This is a genomic window from Halococcus sp. PRR34 (assembly GCF_028617175.1).
GTDB classification, from domain to species: Archaea; Halobacteriota; Halobacteria; order Halobacteriales; family Halococcaceae; genus Halococcus; species Halococcus salifodinae.
Genome location: NZ_JAQJDA010000028.1, coordinates 19,080 through 34,679, shown reverse-complemented (window position 1 = coordinate 34,679; position 15,600 = coordinate 19,080). Strand labels below are relative to the sequence as shown.

The 15,600-nt window shown below is 62.4% G+C and carries 15 protein-coding genes and 1 tRNA gene; 7 read left to right on the top strand and 9 right to left on the bottom strand.

Features of this window, described 5'->3' with window-relative positions; all coding sequences use genetic code 11:
* Positions 1 to 189: 189 nt before the first annotated feature.
* Together PHA81_RS19220 and PHA81_RS19215 are read right to left on the bottom strand one after the other, a co-directional pair.
* Positions 190 to 1,191 (bottom strand): hypothetical protein, encoded by a 1,002-nt coding sequence (locus PHA81_RS19220; RefSeq protein WP_273838337.1) that lies wholly within the window; start codon positions 1,189 to 1,191, stop codon positions 190 to 192.
* On the bottom strand, positions 1,184 to 1,381 hold the full coding sequence (locus PHA81_RS19215) for a DUF4177 domain-containing protein (RefSeq protein WP_006078362.1): 198 nt from the start codon (positions 1,379 to 1,381) through the stop codon (positions 1,184 to 1,186). The genes PHA81_RS19220 and PHA81_RS19215 overlap by 8 nt, the downstream gene beginning before the upstream one ends.
* A gap of 127 nt (positions 1,382 to 1,508) precedes the next feature.
* On the opposite strand from PHA81_RS19215, the gene PHA81_RS19210 reads away from it, so the two are divergent.
* Positions 1,509 to 1,904, top strand: coding sequence for a hypothetical protein (locus tag PHA81_RS19210; protein ID WP_273838331.1), 396 nt, complete (start codon positions 1,509 to 1,511; stop codon positions 1,902 to 1,904).
* Between the two features lie 23 nt (positions 1,905 to 1,927).
* Here the strand turns inward: PHA81_RS19210 and PHA81_RS19205 are convergent, their stop codons facing one another.
* From PHA81_RS19205 to PHA81_RS19195, 3 genes are all read right to left on the bottom strand, one after another.
* Positions 1,928 to 2,971: a hypothetical protein gene (locus PHA81_RS19205; protein ID WP_273838328.1), complete on the bottom strand. Its 1,044-nt coding sequence runs from the start codon at positions 2,969 to 2,971 to the stop codon at positions 1,928 to 1,930.
* Positions 2,968 to 3,225: a DUF4177 domain-containing protein gene (locus PHA81_RS19200; protein ID WP_273838326.1), complete on the bottom strand. Its 258-nt coding sequence runs from the start codon at positions 3,223 to 3,225 to the stop codon at positions 2,968 to 2,970. Before PHA81_RS19200 ends, PHA81_RS19205 begins: the two co-directional genes overlap by 4 nt.
* Before the next feature lie 618 nt (positions 3,226 to 3,843).
* Positions 3,844 to 4,197, bottom strand: a complete 354-nt coding sequence (locus PHA81_RS19195) for a hypothetical protein (protein WP_273838324.1) — start codon at positions 4,195 to 4,197, stop codon at positions 3,844 to 3,846.
* A 419-nt stretch (positions 4,198 to 4,616) separates the two neighbouring features.
* On the opposite strand from PHA81_RS19195, the gene PHA81_RS19190 reads away from it, so the two are divergent.
* From PHA81_RS19190 to PHA81_RS19170, 5 genes are all read left to right on the top strand, one after another.
* Positions 4,617 to 4,805, top strand: coding sequence for a hypothetical protein (locus PHA81_RS19190; protein ID WP_273838322.1), 189 nt, complete (start codon positions 4,617 to 4,619; stop codon positions 4,803 to 4,805).
* Positions 4,806 to 4,963: 158 nt separating this feature from the next.
* Positions 4,964 to 5,236 carry a hypothetical protein gene (locus PHA81_RS19185; RefSeq protein WP_273838320.1) on the top strand — a complete coding sequence of 91 codons (273 nt, stop codon included), beginning with the start codon at positions 4,964 to 4,966 and terminating at the stop codon, positions 5,234 to 5,236.
* Between the two features lie 174 nt (positions 5,237 to 5,410).
* A complete protein-coding gene (locus PHA81_RS19180; RefSeq protein ID WP_273838318.1) occupies positions 5,411 to 6,040 on the top strand; it encodes a uracil-DNA glycosylase in 630 nt (209 codons plus the stop codon).
* A 57-nt stretch (positions 6,041 to 6,097) separates the two neighbouring features.
* On the top strand, positions 6,098 to 6,523 hold the full coding sequence (locus tag PHA81_RS19175; RefSeq protein WP_273838317.1) for an HIT family protein: 426 nt from the start codon (positions 6,098 to 6,100) through the stop codon (positions 6,521 to 6,523).
* 69 nt (positions 6,524 to 6,592) lie between these two features.
* On the top strand, positions 6,593 to 7,444 hold the full coding sequence (locus tag PHA81_RS19170) for a transcription initiation factor IIB family protein (RefSeq protein ID WP_005040360.1): 852 nt from the start codon (positions 6,593 to 6,595) through the stop codon (positions 7,442 to 7,444).
* 27 nt (positions 7,445 to 7,471) lie between these two features.
* Here the strand turns inward: PHA81_RS19170 and PHA81_RS19165 are convergent, their stop codons facing one another.
* The 3 genes from PHA81_RS19165 to PHA81_RS19155 form a co-directional block, all read right to left on the bottom strand.
* On the bottom strand, positions 7,472 to 12,484 hold the full coding sequence (locus PHA81_RS19165) for a helix-turn-helix domain-containing protein (protein WP_273838313.1): 5,013 nt from the start codon (positions 12,482 to 12,484) through the stop codon (positions 7,472 to 7,474).
* Between the two features lie 104 nt (positions 12,485 to 12,588).
* Entirely contained in the window at positions 12,589 to 13,005 is a 417-nt protein-coding gene (locus tag PHA81_RS19160) for a group I intron-associated PD-(D/E)XK endonuclease (protein ID WP_273838311.1), read from the bottom strand.
* A gap of 39 nt (positions 13,006 to 13,044) precedes the next feature.
* Positions 13,045 to 13,117, bottom strand: a tRNA-Pro gene (locus PHA81_RS19155).
* A gap of 81 nt (positions 13,118 to 13,198) precedes the next feature.
* On the opposite strand from PHA81_RS19155, the gene PHA81_RS19150 reads away from it, so the two are divergent.
* On the top strand, positions 13,199 to 13,474 hold the full coding sequence (locus PHA81_RS19150) for a pro-sigmaK processing inhibitor BofA family protein (RefSeq protein ID WP_005040354.1): 276 nt from the start codon (positions 13,199 to 13,201) through the stop codon (positions 13,472 to 13,474).
* A 2-nt stretch (positions 13,475 to 13,476) separates the two neighbouring features.
* On the opposite strand, the gene PHA81_RS19145 is transcribed toward PHA81_RS19150, so the two are convergent.
* Positions 13,477 to 15,573, bottom strand: a complete 2,097-nt coding sequence (locus PHA81_RS19145) for a DEAD/DEAH box helicase (RefSeq protein ID WP_273838308.1) — start codon at positions 15,571 to 15,573, stop codon at positions 13,477 to 13,479.
* Positions 15,574 to 15,600 lie beyond the last annotated feature (27 nt).

The window sequence follows — 15,600 nt, the reverse complement described above, 5'->3', positions numbered from 1 at the left end:
TGTTCGCGCTCAACAACATCAAGAAACTCGCCAAGACGCTATGATCGTACTCCCGTACCGCATTTTCAATAGAGCACATTCAACCCATTCAGAACGCAGGAGTGGTATCTCAGAACACCGGACAGCAAAGCGGCGACAGCTGAGTGGTCTGCCGAGTCTCTTCGACTCGAATGCTGAAACCAAGGAATTCTACGTCAGAACGAGCGGCCCCACAGTGAGCGTCTGCTTCGCGAGCGTTGCGATCCGCAGCACGTACGACGCGAACACTAGGAAGGGTGTAACCGAGATCGTGAACGCGATGCTCACGGCCCAGAGCATGGTTTCGAGCCCCAACAAAGTACCCGAAAAGGTGCCCGGGTCGACGAAGACCACCATGCCGCCGGCCACGATGAGTGCCGGAATCGCAGCGTAGAGGATCGCACGCGAGAGTTTTACCAACCCCCACTGGATGTACAGCACCTTCACGTACTCGCGCACCGGCCCGAACATCGTCACCGCCTCCAGCATCTCCCGGAACGCCGTGCGCTCCTCGATGCTGAGGTCGTCTTCGTATTCCTCGCCGAGCCGTCGGATGTCGTACATCTTCTGTGCGTAGTTGAAATTCAGAGCGGGGGAAACGACCGCGAACGTCCCGAAATCCGCGCCGTCGAGTTCGTCGAGCGCCGTGTCCGCGTTCTCTTCGAGGTCCTCGACGTACTCGTTCACGCGGTCGCGGAGATCGTCGTTCTCGTTCCCGGCGATGGCCTCGCGCAGCGCAACTGCTCGTTTCTCGCAGGTCTCGATGAGCCGTGTGAGGAAGACGGGTGGATCGCTCGGCGTGGTGGTTTCGAGCAGGTCATCGGTGTTCTGGTAGAAATCCATCGTGGTGTCCATCCGGCTGCGCTGGGTGCCGAGCGAGCCGATTTCTTGGGAGAGCACGAGTTGGTTGATCGAGACCACGAGTGTCGTACTCGTGATGATCGCGCCGAGTAGTGCCGAAAACACCGTCTCGACCATATCGCTCGATTCCATCATCGATGCCAGCAAGAGCGGTTTGAATAGGCCGAACAGCATGAACGCGACGAAGACGACGAGCGCGAACCCCCCGACAACGGCCCACCGGTTCGCCTCAAGGAGCACCCAGAAAAGGGCCTTGTTCACGTCGGTCCGCTCGCGGAGGGTGTTGGCCGACGAGAGATCGTTCTCACTCATCGTACACCGGCCGTTTGAGTAAGAGAAGCTTCGTGCCGCCCTTGTCGTAGTCGATCGTCGCCGTGAGCTCCCAGCCCTCCTCGCCGAGTTCGTTGAGCTGGTCGCTCGGATCGATCGTCTCGCGCTTGGTCAACCCCTTCGGTGGTTCGAGCGTCTTGTACTCCCATTTCACCGGCCGATTGCCGACCATACGGTACGGACTGTTGGCGCTCAGTTAAGTGGGGGCCTTGCGCCCGTCCACGGGAGCCGGCCGACCATGTCGTCGTGAGCAATGCCGCAGGCAGAACCGTTTTTCACACTCACCGTGTCGGGGAGCTATGCGGCACACATCGTGGCGACACGTTCTCGTAGTGGCGATGGTCGTCCTCGTATTCGCATTCGGCGGCTGTCTCACCCTCGATCCGTCGATCACGACAGAGACGAGCGATTCGAGCGTGTTCGACGGCCTCTCAGCGACGGAGCCGTGGACTGGTTCTGGTGTTCGGGTGAATGCGACGCTTCGCTCCACTGGGGATGCAGGAAACGTGACCCAAATCACCGTCATCAAGGCGAACGGGCAGTCGTTCCAAACGATACCCGTCGATCCCGGCCAAACGACGGTCATCCTCACGGTTCCCGCGAATCAAAACTCGTCGATCGTCGCGAGCAACACCGTCAACTCGACCACGATCGAGACCGTGAACGTGACCGCGAGAGGGAATAAAGTCCTGTGAACTCGCCGAGGCGGAGAATCGGACTATCGCTGTGAGTCCCGGAGGATCAACGGCTCGATCGCGAGCGTCCGCTTCGCGACGGTCACGATCCGCGAGATGTACGACGCGAACAGGAAAAACGGGATCAGCGTCACGGTGAACGCAGCGCCAATCAATAAAGTGATATTCTCGATGCCGAACGTCGCTCCCGAGAGCGTCCCGGGTTCGGCGACAGTAAGCATGATTCCCGCAACGGCAAGCGCCGGAATCGCTGCGTAGAGAATCATCTGCGAGAGCGTGACCAGCGCCCATTCGAAATACAGCGTTTTGACGTGTTCGCGCGCCGGCCCGAACATCGACAGCGATGACTTCAGCTCGTTGAGGAGGTCGTTCTCGGGTTGGCCGAGATCCTCTTCGTGGTCGTTGAGGAGGCGCTCGACCTGATAGATCTTCCAGCCGTAGTTGTAGTTCAGCGCGGCGAACAGCACGTCGAACGATCCGAACTTCGCGCCATCGAGCTGGTCGCGCACGGTTTCGGAATTGCCGATCAGGCTCTCAGTGAACTCCTTGGTTTCCCACTGAAGCTGGTCGCTGTCGATATCACCAAGACCGTCGCGTACCGCCTCTGCACGCTTCTGTGAGAGATCGACGAGCCCACGCAGAAACGCCGAGGGGTCCGCGGGGCTCGGCGAGCCGATCAGCTCCTCGGTGTACTCCCGGAAATCCATCGAGTTCTCCATTCGTTCGCGCTGTTCGCCGAGCGGCCCGTTCTCTTGGGAGAGCACGAGCTGACCGATCGTGACGACGAGGGTGACGCCGGTGATGATCGCGCCGAGCATCGCCGAGAACATCGTCTCGATCGTGTCACCGGACTCGAGCTGTGGAACCAGCGGCGGCGGGAGCACCGTCACCGTGACGACGAACACGACAAACAGCGCGACTGCGAGAACGCCGGTCACGACGAGACGGTTCGCGCTCAACAGGATCCAGAGTTTGAGCCGGCTTTCGCCAGCACGCTCGCGCATCGTGTTCGCCGTGCTGACGTCGATGTCGGTGTCGACGTTCGACTCATCGATGTCGGTGCTCACGACGAATCCTGATCCGTAGCGTTGTCTTCGTCCGACCGCGCAGGACGCTCGAAGACGAGAAACTTGGTCCCACCGCCGGTGTAGTCGACCGTTTCGATCAGTCGCCATCCCTCGGTGGCGAGTTCGTTCATCTCTGCCTTCGGGTCCTCGGATTCCTTTCTGGTCTCGCCCCTTGGTGGTCGAAGGGTTTCATACTCCCACAGTGTCTCGGTGGATTCAGATCGACGAGGGTTCACAATCGGGAATGCGGTCATCAGAGCCAAAAACCCTCGTTGTTTCAGCAAGAGCACCAGTTCTAAGAGTGGTGATCACGTTCTGGACAATTCAATAGTCAGATCACTCGATTGCCGCTACTGGTGACGTTCAGTGTGCCGATCGTTGTTGAATTAACACTATTAGTGGCGACGAGTGTGGAATTCCGATTAGCGGGTACCCATAAGATGACCGTGGATTGCCCAGAGCTGACGTCGACTGTACTATAGGCTTGGCCGTTTTCAGCGATGACCGAGATCGTCGTGACGTTCCCTGCTTCTGGCGTTGATTGAAGCGTGGTAGCCACACGAACCTGTTGACCTGCCCACGGCTCATCGGACGACAGCGTGCCGAAGATGGGCGACTCGCTCGTATCCGCTGTCACCGAGGGACCGAGCGTAAGACATCCACTGAACAGAAGAACAACCACAAACAGCACTGACAGAGAGACAATTCGACGAGTGGTCCAAGACACAGGTATGACTGAACGTGCGTAAGAAAAACGGTTCTGGTTCGAATACCCTACTCCTCGTGGGACTCACCAGATCGGTCAGTAGTCGCTTTGGGAAGTTCTTCGTGGCTTCTCACGGAGACATTCCTAATAGTGCTGGAGTCTGTAGCTAGTGGCGCTCTTCAAGTCGGATTTCGTCGTCGGTGACGGTTTCCACCGAGTCGTTATCTAGCTGGTATGTTCCTTCATCGGCATCTCCCCAGCCGAGTTCCGCTGCGAGTTCGTCGGTTAGTCCGGGGTCTGGTTCGACGTTGGCAGTATTGTTATCGACGTCGACCACGGTACCGACTGTTTCGCCTTCGGCGTTGATGACAGTTTTTCCTTCGTCGCTTTCGTCAATAGTTGCCATAGCACTCTCTGATACGGGCTGTTCTACTCCTATAGCTGGTGCATGCACCTGCCACCTCACGTGGACCGCTCTGGCTATACTGTCACTTTCGGCGGCCTCATCTACGTTGATCAACCCGCTGCGGGAGGTGATCGAAGACTAGAATGAGTTCATGGACTACGAAGATATCTTTTGGACGAAGCGCAATATATCACCCGTCGTTGGAACCATCAGTCGTACGGATACGTGATTCTCACCACCCGAAAATACGGAATATGGATCAATTCGCACTCGGTTGCTATTACCACAGCCGCCACGTCGTCGGTCCCATTGATAGGGATTGTTGTGACTGTTTACCGGTAGTCGCCGACCCCGTGTCGGCAACATACCGAAATGACCCACAACAATCCCTATGGCGCCGCGAACTAACACATACCCCGATTGACTCTCAGTGCGGTGCCTCTCCTCGATATCGTAGTAGGTGAACTGGACTTTTCCGTACTTTCCCTGTTCTTCGACCGTCTCTGCCTCTTCTTGTGCATCTGAAGTCATGATTGAAACGAGATCGGGAGTTCGACCCAACCACACGAGCTGAGTTCGAAGTCCTGGTCGAAACACTCGTCCACGCGGCTCACGAGAACCAGATCGATGTCGACGGTGGCATCGACGTGCGCCATCCTTCGTCGGATGTTCCGGACTGGACGGTCGAAATCACCCGGATCGAGAAATCGCGGTTCGAGTGACTGATGTCGTCGTTCGTGACGAGAAGCCGGTTCCGTGTGCCGAGCCAGGAGAGTCGGCTACGGTATGGCGCTACGGGTCACTGAGAAGGGTGTATAAAAACGCCTTCACGGTTCCAGCCGCAAGTGCTTGGCGCTGAGGGACGACTGTTCGAATGGCTATGGAGATGCTCGATTCGCTGCCCTCCCGGCCGTTGAAGCGAGGTGAGATCGAGCGACTCAGAGCACACGAAGCGATGACCCAACTCATCGAACTCGCCTCCCGCGAACACACCATCCGGAACGGCGGCCTCGAACGAGCCGTGGCACTCGCCGAGCGGACAGTGATCGATCTCTCGTTCGAGGGCGGCGCATGGAAGCAGACGGTGCTCGCCCGCGACGCCGATGCACAGCACCACATCGAGGAAGCCCTGAAGCAACTCGAACAACGCTGATACGACGATATCGGCTGAACGACTGGTGTACGTCAAGGCCTCCTTGCTGAATCGGCCTCTGCATCTCGCAGACTGGTTCCAGCAAAGCAGCGACTTGGGAGGCGAGAGCTCTGACGATCGATGCTACTTCCGATGGGGAGCAGACTCAAGCCCACGTCGACCAGTAGTACGACCGTGCCCGAGTTTCCGGACCCGGAATCGAGACATGCCCTCGCGGCCGACTGCCGGCGGTGTCCCGTGCTGGTCGACTCTCGCGAGTGCATCTCGTGGGGCAACGGCTCGCTCGACGCCGATCTCGTGGTGGTCGGCGAAGCTCCCGGTGCCGGCACGCCGGAGGCCGACCGCTGGCAGGGCGGCAATTGGACCGGGATGGCCTACACCACGCGTCACTCCGGCCGAAAGATCAGAGACCTGTTCGCCGATCTCGGCTACGAGCCCGACGAGTGCTACTTCACGAATGCCGTCAAGTGTTTCCCCGAAGGCGAGGACGGCTCGAACCGCGAACCCACGGCCGACGAGCGCGCGAACTGCCGACCGTATCTCGAACGTGAGATCGCAACCGTCGAGCCACGGGCTGTCATCGCGACCGGCAAGCACGCGACCGAGAGCCTGCTGGCGACCGAGGACCGCGATCTCGATGGGTTCATCGACACGGTGCTCGAACCCGTTTCACTCGCCAGTCTCGACACCACGCTGATGCCGATACTTCATCCCTCCTACCAAGAGGTCTGGGTATCACGACTCGGCTACACCCGCAAATCGTATCTCACCACCATCGAGGAAACACTCGCCGGGATCGACTGATTCTCGAAAGACGATCACGGCAGAACGTTCTTGCCTTGTGCGCGCGATGAGTCGGCCATGTCCGCCGACTGCCCCTTTTGCGGGATCGTCGCCGGCGAGATCCCTGGCCGTATCGTCCACGAGACCGACACCGTGACCGCCTTTCTCGACGCGAACCCACTCGCGCCGGGCCACACGCTCGTCGTTCCCAACGACCACCACGAGCGCCTCGACGACCTCTCCGAGGACCTCGCTAGCGATGTCTTCGCTGCGCTCCACCGGCTGACGCCGGCAGTCGAGGCGGCGGTCGACGCCGACGCCACCACGGTGGCGTTCAACAACGGCTCGGCCGCCGGCCAGGAGGTGCCACACGTCCACGGCCACGTGATCCCGCGGTTCGAGGGCGACGGCGGCGCGCCGATCCACGTCGTCGCTGGCGACCGGCCCGATCTCGCCGACGACGATCTCGATCGGATCGCCGACGACGTTCGCGATTCGCAGTAATCGGTCATCGAACGACTCGAACGACAAATCATAAACTATTAAGTTCATAGAATGTAGGTATCTGCAAGTATGAAATCAAGCGGTGGCTGTCCGGAATGCAATGGACGGCTAGTCGCTGTCGGTGAGGAGACGGTCTGCACCAAGTGTGGTCTCGTCGTCGCGGTCGACGAGATCGACCGCGGTCCCGAGTGGCGGTCGTTCGAGCGTGAGACACGCAAGCGAACCGGCGCACCGCTGACGCGCTCGCGCCACGACCGTGGCCTCTCGACCGAGATCGGGCGCTCGACCAGGCTCACCGGACGGAAACGCCGACTGTTCGCGCGACTCCGCCGCCAGCACACCCGTTCGCGGATCGCCTCGAAAGCCGAGCGCAACCGGGTGTACGCGTTCACCGAGATCCGCCGTCAAGTCTGTGCGCTCGGGCTGTCGGACAGCGTGCGGGATCGGGCCTGCGTGCTGTTCGAGTCGGCTCAGGACGCCGACCTCCTTCGAGGGCGCTCGTTGGAGGGGTTCGCCGCCGCCACGATCTACGCGGTCTGTCGAACCGACGGCGTCTCGCGCACGCTCGCGGAGATCGTCACGGTCGCGAAGGCATCACGGGACGAACTCACCGCGGCCTACGACGCGCTGAATCGCGATCTCGGCCTCCCGACCGGGCCGATCGATCCCAGCGAGTACCTCGCTCGATTCGCCAGCCAGCTCGACTTACCTCACGGAGTCGAGGCCCGGGCTCGGGAACTCGTCGCCGAGGGTCGCGACCGTGGCCTCGTCAGCGGCCGGAACCCGAGCGGGGTGGCTGCGGCCTGTCTCTACACCGCAGCGACCGAAACCGACCACGGCCTCACCCAGCAGGCGGCTGCGGAGGTCGCCGACGTGACGCCGGTGACGCTCCGGGCGACCTACCAGGCGCTGCGCGCGTGACTCGGTCTGCGGCTCACGCCGCCGGTCTCAGGTCGTCCGGAGATGATCGGTCTGTGGTTCGTACACCTCGCCCTGCCGCCGGAGCTTTTCGAGTTCGTGTTCGGCCTTCGAGCGCTCGGTTCCGGTCTCCTCGGCGCGATCGAGCACCTCCTCGATCGGCGCGCCAGCGTCGTACTCCTCTTCGATCTCCGCGATCAGTGCCTTCACGTTCTTGATCCGGTCGCGCTGGGTCTTCGAGGTCCCCGTTTCGACGATGTCGGCGTCGAACTCCCCGGTTTCGGGATCGACGCCGATATCCTGGAGCTGGGTGCGGACGACCTCGATGACGCGCTCGGCGTCTTCGATCTCGACCGTATCCGCGAGCCGCACTCGCGCCGATGCCTCCGCGAGCCGGACGAGCGCCTCCAGCTTCCGTGCCGTGACGGGGATCGGCGCGTCCTCGTCGGCTCCCTCGGCCCGAAGATCGACATAGAAATCGCTGATCGCCTCTTTCGCCTCTTCGGTCATCGTCGGGAAGCAGTTGCGCTGGGCGTAGGCGACGTATTTTCTGAGCAAGTCGGGCTCGATCGCGGGCGCGACCGTATCGGTGACCGCATCGACCTCCGCCTGACTGACGTTCGCCGCGGTCTGTTCGGTCCGCTGGGTGTTGAGCTCGCCAGCGTAGTTGGTTCTGAGAATGTGTTCGGCGAGCTCTCTATCCCGATCGGGGTCGGGGTCGTCGGTCACCGTGAAGATCAGGTCGAACCGCGAAATGAGGGCGGGTTCGAGATCGATCTGCTCGCCGATCGATTCGTACTGGTCGAATCGCCCGTACTTGGGGTTCGCCGCACCGAGCAGCGAACACCGCGACTGGAGAGTGGCGTTGATGCCCGCCTTGCTGATGCTGATGGTCTGCTGTTCGAGCGCCTCGTGCATCGCCGAGCGGTCGTCGGAGTTGTGGACGATCATGCCGTTCGCAACGAAGTTGTGTGTCCCGTCCACGGTCAGGTCGTACACGCTGGGTCGTTCGCGTTCCTCGATCTCCTCCAGTTTGCGGACCGCCGCAGAACGGACGATGTCGGCCCGATCCAGAACAGCGTCCCTGACAGTCTCGAACTCATCGGTCGAAACGTGGCCGTTGAACCAGCGAGAAACCGTCGCCTGATCGACGCCCAGATCGTCCGCGACTGCCGTCATCGAGATGCCGTATCGCTCGAGAACCGTGCGTAGTTCGTCCCACCCCGCAGGCGAGGGATCGTCCGTGCGGAACGCGCGTGCTCGTTCGCGGGCTTCGTCGGTCGAACAGCCCAAGACGTCCGCCAAATCTACCTCCAGCAGGCGAATACGGTCGTCGTCGACCGTCGCAGGAACCGTTTCGACGGTCTCGACGCGTCGCCATTTGACGTCGCCGTCGACCAGTTGCGTGAACCGACTGAGGTCCGTATCGGCGACCGATCCGAGGACCGATCGGAGCCGGTCGGCGACGGTCTCCTTCATCCCCTCGTCCTCTCCCCAGCGCCGGGACACCTGTTGCTGGCTGAATCCCGTCCCTTTGGCGAGCCCCGACTGCGAAACGTGGAACGTGGTCCGAATCCGCTCCAGATCGTCCCACCCGGCGCTGTCGAGTTCGTCGAGTGCGAGCGACGCCCGGCGTTTGCGATCTTCGAACGCCTCCAAGACGACACGCGCCAGACGGAACGAGATATCGGCGTCGCCGTTCTCGAAGTCACAGTACGTGGCGTCGTCGATCCCGCATTCGGACTGGTGGAGGCGAAGCGACGTTCGACACGTCTCAAGCACGGCCCCGCAGTCGGGGAGGACATCCAGAATCGTTCGATCGCCGCTGACCGTCTCGACCGTCTCCGTCAGGGCCGTCTGTTTTCGATCCAGGGTGAAGCCGATCTGCCGGTCGAACGCGGCCAGCGAGTCGGCGTCGGTGATGACGAGCAGATAGATATCGCGTTTTCCCTCCCGCATGCGGTGTTGAATCTGACAGGAGATACCGAACTCCAACAGGAGGTGTTTGACGCCCAGTAGCAGTTGGTGGCTTGCCGAGCAAAGTTTCACCATCCGGCCGTCGACGTTCCCCTCGCTGTCGGCGAACGCACGCACGAACGCCGCCTTCGCAGCGCGGGACGCTTCGGTGACCCCCTCGGGCACGCGTTTGCCGTCGTACGTCTCCAGATTCATCCCCGCTTCGAGGACGACGTCGGCGTACTCCCGGCCACACAGTCGAACCGTCTCGACGCCGTCCTCACGCCGTTCGCTCGGTGGTCGAACCGTCTCCGCGTCGAACGCGCCCTCACAGGCTCGTTCGAAGTCCGCCAGTAGCTCTTCTTCGGTGTTCGTGAACTGAATGCCGTAGACGCCGGCATCACGCTGGTAGTACAGGTTCCCATCGCCGGCGAGGTAGCCGAGCACTCTCCCCAAGGATGGCGAGACGCCATCTTGTCCGGGAGTTTCGTCCGAGAACGAACGCCGAACGGCGTTCGAATCGCCGCGCTGACTTAGCGTCCCGCCGTCCGTCGCCGGTGCCTCGATGGACCGGGGGACGTACACCCAGTCCCCCGATTCGACGTCGGCAGCGGCTTTCTCGACGCGCTCGCCGTCCTCGAAAACGAAATACGGGTGATCGGCGGTCGCACTCAACCGTTCGCCCGTCGAGAGCGAGACCTCGACGAGCGACTCGGGTGCATCGTACTCGTGGATGGCCGTCACGGGACGCGTCACCAGTCGCCCGTCATCGGTCATCGTCCACGCCTCGAGGTCGACATCACGGATGCTCCGGCTGTTCTCGAGTGACTCGATGGTGCCGTCTCGAACCGCTTCGTGGGCGATGTCCCGGATTCGAGCGATTCGATCACCGAGGTGGACCAGCGTGTCGCCAGTCACGCATTTCATCTTGTCGAGTTCGTCGACTGCCGCGATCCCCTGGTCGGCGAGCACCAGCGCCCCTGCTTCGAGGGTCCACTGCTGGCCCTCGCCGAAGTCGTCCTGGACCGCACTCGCCGTCAGCCCTGCCGAACTGCTCCCTTTCCCCGAGGTGTACACCGATCGGGGCGCGATTTGTCGGATGTACTGAAGGAGTTGGGAGTTGTGCGAGACGACACCGTTCGAGAGATACGTGTGGGTGTCGTCGACTTCGAGGTCGTACACCCAGTCGTACTCGGGTGTGAGTTCCTCGATGGAGACGATCCGATCCCACCGGACATCGTTTTCGGCGAGGTCCCGGAGGCGCGCCACGCTATCGACGGCATCGAGGGCCGACGCGATGCGTTCGAGGATCGCGTTCTTGCCAGCCATCGTTCGACCACCGTCGGGGACGACATCGTTTCGTTCGTCGTAGCTCACCGCCGTCTGCTCGACGTCCATTTCGTCGGCGAGATCGGCCTGTGAGACGTTCAGTTCGTCCCTGACCGACTCGATATCCTCCCAGCCGCCGGCCTCGACCCGCTGTTCCGTCGTCCGAAGCCACTCGATCCGTTCCTCGAAGGCCTCGACGACGGTCAGCAGCGAGTCGCGGCTCGGGTTCCGATCGCCACGTTCGTAGTGCTGATAGGTCGTCCGTGCGATACCACACTCGAACTGCGAGAGTGCGAGTGCTTTCCGAACGCGCTGGAGTTCGTCGCCCACGTCCGGCACGATGTCGCGGTTCGTATTGTGGGGGCTGTCATCGAGGTCATAGCCGACATCGAGCGTGTCGTCCCCGGCGGTCGGAACCCGCCGTGGCGTCGCAACGAACGCTCCCTCGTCCAGCTTCGCCGCCGTCCTTGCAGCAAATCCACCATCTGATTGAACGAACAGCGGATGGGAGGGTGTGATTTCGATCTCTTTGCCGCTCGTCGTTCGGAGACGGTACATCCTCTCCGGTGCTTCGCGCTTCCACACCTTCGTCGCCCGTCCTTCGGTGATGGTCCCGTCCGGCCCCATTGTCGGCAGCGAAAGATCAACCTCGTCGTAAACGCCGTCTTCGATCGCGGTCGGCGCGTCGAGGTTCGATTCGACGACGTCGCGGATCGGTCGCTCCGAGCCGTCTGCGAGCGTCACGCTGGTATCACCCTTGACACACTTGCCTGTACCAGGATCCCCGATCAGGAGCATATGCAGATCCCCCCGGATACGCGACCCGTCGGGGAGGTGTTTGGCGACCCCCGAAAAGAGCTGGAGCGTCATAGCGAGCTTGGCCTGCTCGTAGCCGTAGATCGAGGGCGCGATCGAGGCGACCATCTGCTCGTAGATGTCGTCGGCGGTCGAGAGGTCGACGATTGCGCGCTTGTCGGCCTCGTCGATGTCCATGTCCTCGAACTGCTCGTCCTCGATCTCGACCGACACACCGTCCATGAACACGTCGAACATCGCCGTCGACTCGCGGCCGGATTCCTGCTGATCGAGATGGAGCACGCCCGTCACGCGAACGTGGTCGCCTGCGGTCACCTTCCCGGTGATGTCGTCCTCGATGTGGACATCGATATCCTGGGGCGTCTCGCCGCCGCGCAGTCCCTCGGGGCTCTCCTGGACCCGAATTTTCTGAGCGTCGACGAACTCCGACTGGTCGAAGTTGATGTCGAAGGGGCCCTGGCGCTCACACCCCTGGCACTCGTGGGGCTCCTGGAAATCGCCACCCGTCTGTGGGATCCGGGTGAGCGTCCCGCAACGCTGGCACTCGAAGGCGGCCTCGGTGATCTTCGGACGTACGTCGGTTGCCTTCTGGACCGTTCCCTGGACCGAGAGGAGCTGGCCACGATGTCGTGCCCGGATCTCCCGGATTTCGGTGTTCTCCTGAAGCCCCCTGATTCGGACGTGTGCGCGCCCGAGCCCCACGTCCACGGGGAGGTCGTACAGTCGAAGCGCCTCTTCTGCGTACTCCTGGAGCTGGCCCGGCTGCGAGCGGTAGTCGTCGGCGAGATCCGAGTCGAACCGATAGAGATCGTCCCAGTCGATGAACAGCGACCGCTGCTCGTTGGGGTACTGCCGCGCGAGCTCGCCGATCTCGTTCCGGTAGTAGTTGCGGTAGAACTCCTCGAAGTCGTCGATCAGTTCGGTGTTCTCCGCACGAGCCATCTTGGCCTCGGGTAGTGCGCTTCCGGGTAAGAACCTTCGCAACGTGGGGAGTGAAAGTGGACGAGACGGCGTGGAGATTCTTCGCCGCCCGAGTGTGGCGTGGGTCACGCCGGCGGCCAGTTCGCGTCGAACTCGTACTCTTCGGGCCAGTTGGTGCTCGGCTTCACCTGTTCGGGCTCTTCGACTCGCAACGACATTCTGGTTTGGAACTCGTCTTCTCGAACGAGGTACATGCTCTCCAGTTCGTGGCAGTAAACGAGGAAGAAATCGACATCGTCAGAGTGCTCCTCGTAGACGTTTCCCGTTGCGTTGGTGTGCTGTGAGGTCCCGTGAAACGCTATCGTCCCGTCCGCCATCCAGCCGGTCTTTATCTGTAGCTTCAACAGTCCACCATCGGGAGTTTCAGTGACGATGTCGTATCGCTCGTTATCGCCGAACGGAATCGAGACTGGAACCGACCGTTTCATCAGTTCGGCGATGACGACGGCTTCGGTGAGGTCGCCCTTCCGATGAATCTCCATTCAGGATCGGGTAGTTCCGTCTTCGAATAAGAACGGTAGTGGGACCGCCCGGATTTGAACCGGGGTCGGCAGCACCCAAGGCTGCAAGTATACCAGGCTAACCCACGGTCCCGTGTCTCTTCTACCGTCCGGCAGCGAATAAACCCTTCCGTTCGATCGCAGAAGGGATACGTCACGGCCGCGGAGTCCGGGTATGGTTACAGGAATCGAAATCGCGGCGCTCGCGGTCGCGGTCGTCTTCCTGCTCGGTGCGGCGCGGATCGTTCAAGCCGTTCGACCGCTGCTGATCAACGCGGTCGTCGGCCTGCTGGTCTTCCTCGTCGCGGAGTGGCTCGGCGTCGGGGTCGAGATCAACTGGCTCACGCTCGCGATCGTCGCGATCGGGGGGCTGCCCGGCGCGGTCCTCGTAGTGCTTCTCTCGGTGCTCGGGGTCGCATTCGTTCCCGCGGTCGTCGGTCTGCTGGCCTGAACTCACTCCTCCTCGTCGCGGAGTTCGACGTCTGCCACCACATCGTAGGGATCAGCCCCTTTTCGGATCCCATCGAGCATCGTGAACGCGACGCCGGGTTCGAGGAAGTGACGCGTCACCGCGCGGCCGAGCGGCGTGGGGGAGAGTCCGTCGATGAACCCGTAATCGAGCAGCTTGCCGACCGCGTGTTTCAGCGGCACCTCACCCACCATCCGATCGGTGAGTCCCTTCGCGCCCTCGCCCGCGACGGTGATGTTCGCGAGGACCTCTTCCACGGCGCTGGTCTCGTCGTAGCGCATCGCGACCGGCTCCATCTCGCCCTTCAGGAGTTTGAACGCGGTCTCGTCCTCGGAGCCAGGCATGCTCGAATGGTAGCTCCCGTCGGGTTCGACGAGGACGTAGACCACGCCCCGATCGTGATAGTCCGGCCGGCCCGCGCGCCCGAGCATCTGGTGGAACTCCTGGACCGTGAGCCACTCGATCCCCATCGCGAGCGAGTCGAAGATCACCTGGGAGGCGGGGAAGTCGACGCCGGCCGCGAGCGCCGCCGTCGTCACGACCGCGGCGAGGTCCTGATCGGCGAACTGGCGTTCGACCGTCTTCCGGCGGGAGTAATCGAGGCCAGCGTGATACGGCGCGGCGTCGTACTCCAACTTTCGACTCAGCTCGTGACACCGCCGCCGGGAGTTGGTGAACACGATGGTCTGGCCGCGATACCCCTTCGAGGACTCGCGGTCGAACTCCCGCCTGACGAGTTTGTTCGCTACGCGGGCTTTCTCCTGGCTGTCGGCGAACGTGACGTGGCGCTCGATCGGGACCGGGCGCTCCTCGAACTCCACGAGATTCGCGTCGAGCCGCCCCGCCAGCCAGCGCGGGTTGCCGACCGTCGCCGAGAGGTAGAGCCACTGTGTTCCCACTGTTCCGGCCGTTCCGCTGCGACCGCCAGAACCGCCACCGCCGGAACCGCCACCGCTGCCGCCGGCACGGCCCTCGCAGTAGCCCTTGAGCCGCGCGATCAGCCCGTCGAGGCGGTGGCCCCGGTCGTCGTCTTCGAGGGTATGAACTTCGTCGATCACCACCGTGCCGATGTCGCCGAGGTCCTGGCCGACCCGGAGCGCGTGATCGATCCCCTCGTAGGTTCCCACCACGATGTCGGCGTCGGGATCGAACCGCTCGCCGTCGCCGCGGACGCGGCTCGCGCCCACTCGGATGGTGACGTCGGCGAGGTGGCCGTACTCGTCGCTGAAGTCCTCGTACTTCTGGTTCGCAAGCGCGACAAGCGGCACCAGAAACAACATCTTCCCCTCGCCACGCAGCAGCCGATCGACCCCCGCCATCTCACCGATCAGCGTTTTTCCGGTGGCCGTCGCGCTCACGACCAGTTGATCCTCGCCGTCGAGTGCGCCGCCGTGAACGGCGAGGCTCTGCACGGGAAGCAGGGTCTCGAAGCGGTCGTCGAGCAGCTCCTGCATGTCGGAATGGAGGTCGAGATCGCCCACCGGAACGGGGTCCACAGCTTCAGTAGTGGCGCTCATCTCGTCGAACTTCGTGAGGTCGGGATCGAGATGCCCCGAGAGCAGATTGACCACGCGATCGAGGTCCTGAACCTCGGTGAGCAGTTCCTGGAGCCGGTCGCCGGCGGTCGCGCTCACGTCGTGGTGGGCGAGTTCGCGTTCGAGTTCGGTCCGCGCGCAGTCGGGACAGATGGTCTCGCCGTCGGCCTCGATCGCGGTCTCGCTCGTGATCGGGGAGTAGCGCCCGGCCGACGCGCAGTACCGGCAGGTCCTCACTGTTTTCGCGTCGAGCTGGTAGCCCGACAGCATCTCGCGGATCGCGTCGCGGTCGTGGCGGCTCGTCTGTTCGGAGATCCGGATGCGGCCGGCGCGGCGCGCGATCTCGACGAACTGATCCGGGCTGCGCGGCTCCTCGCCCGAGCCTTCCTTGATGCGGAAGGCTGCGGGCCGCGGGCCGGCATCGGTCGTTCCGAGTTCGAGCCGCGCGCGAAAGAGCCGCGTCCCGTCGCGAACCGCGGCTACGAGATACTCGTCGCCCATGCCGTGGACGAACAGCGTCTCGACCCGCCCGACCTGCTGTGACACGCTTGGGTGTACGCGAGTGAGGTATTT

Coding starts and splice junctions, on each gene's coding strand:
- PHA81_RS19210 (WP_273838331.1), top strand. CDS start 1,509: ATGCGGCACACATCGTGGCGACACGTTCTCGTAGTGGCGATGGTCGTC.
- PHA81_RS19200 (WP_273838326.1), bottom strand. CDS start 3,225: ATGACCGCATTCCCGATTGTGAACCCTCGTCGATCTGAATCCACCGAG.
- PHA81_RS19175 (WP_273838317.1), top strand. CDS start 6,098: ATGTCCGCCGACTGCCCCTTTTGCGGGATCGTCGCCGGCGAGATCCCT.
- PHA81_RS19170 (WP_005040360.1), top strand. CDS start 6,593: ATGAAATCAAGCGGTGGCTGTCCGGAATGCAATGGACGGCTAGTCGCT.
- PHA81_RS19185 (WP_273838320.1), top strand. CDS start 4,964: ATGGAGATGCTCGATTCGCTGCCCTCCCGGCCGTTGAAGCGAGGTGAG.
- PHA81_RS19215 (WP_006078362.1), bottom strand. CDS start 1,381: ATGGTCGGCAATCGGCCGGTGAAATGGGAGTACAAGACGCTCGAACCA.
- PHA81_RS19160 (WP_273838311.1), bottom strand. CDS start 13,005: ATGGAGATTCATCGGAAGGGCGACCTCACCGAAGCCGTCGTCATCGCC.
- PHA81_RS19150 (WP_005040354.1), top strand. CDS start 13,199: ATGGTTACAGGAATCGAAATCGCGGCGCTCGCGGTCGCGGTCGTCTTC.
- PHA81_RS19165 (WP_273838313.1), bottom strand. CDS start 12,484: ATGGCTCGTGCGGAGAACACCGAACTGATCGACGACTTCGAGGAGTTC.
- PHA81_RS19220 (WP_273838337.1), bottom strand. CDS start 1,191: ATGAGTGAGAACGATCTCTCGTCGGCCAACACCCTCCGCGAGCGGACC.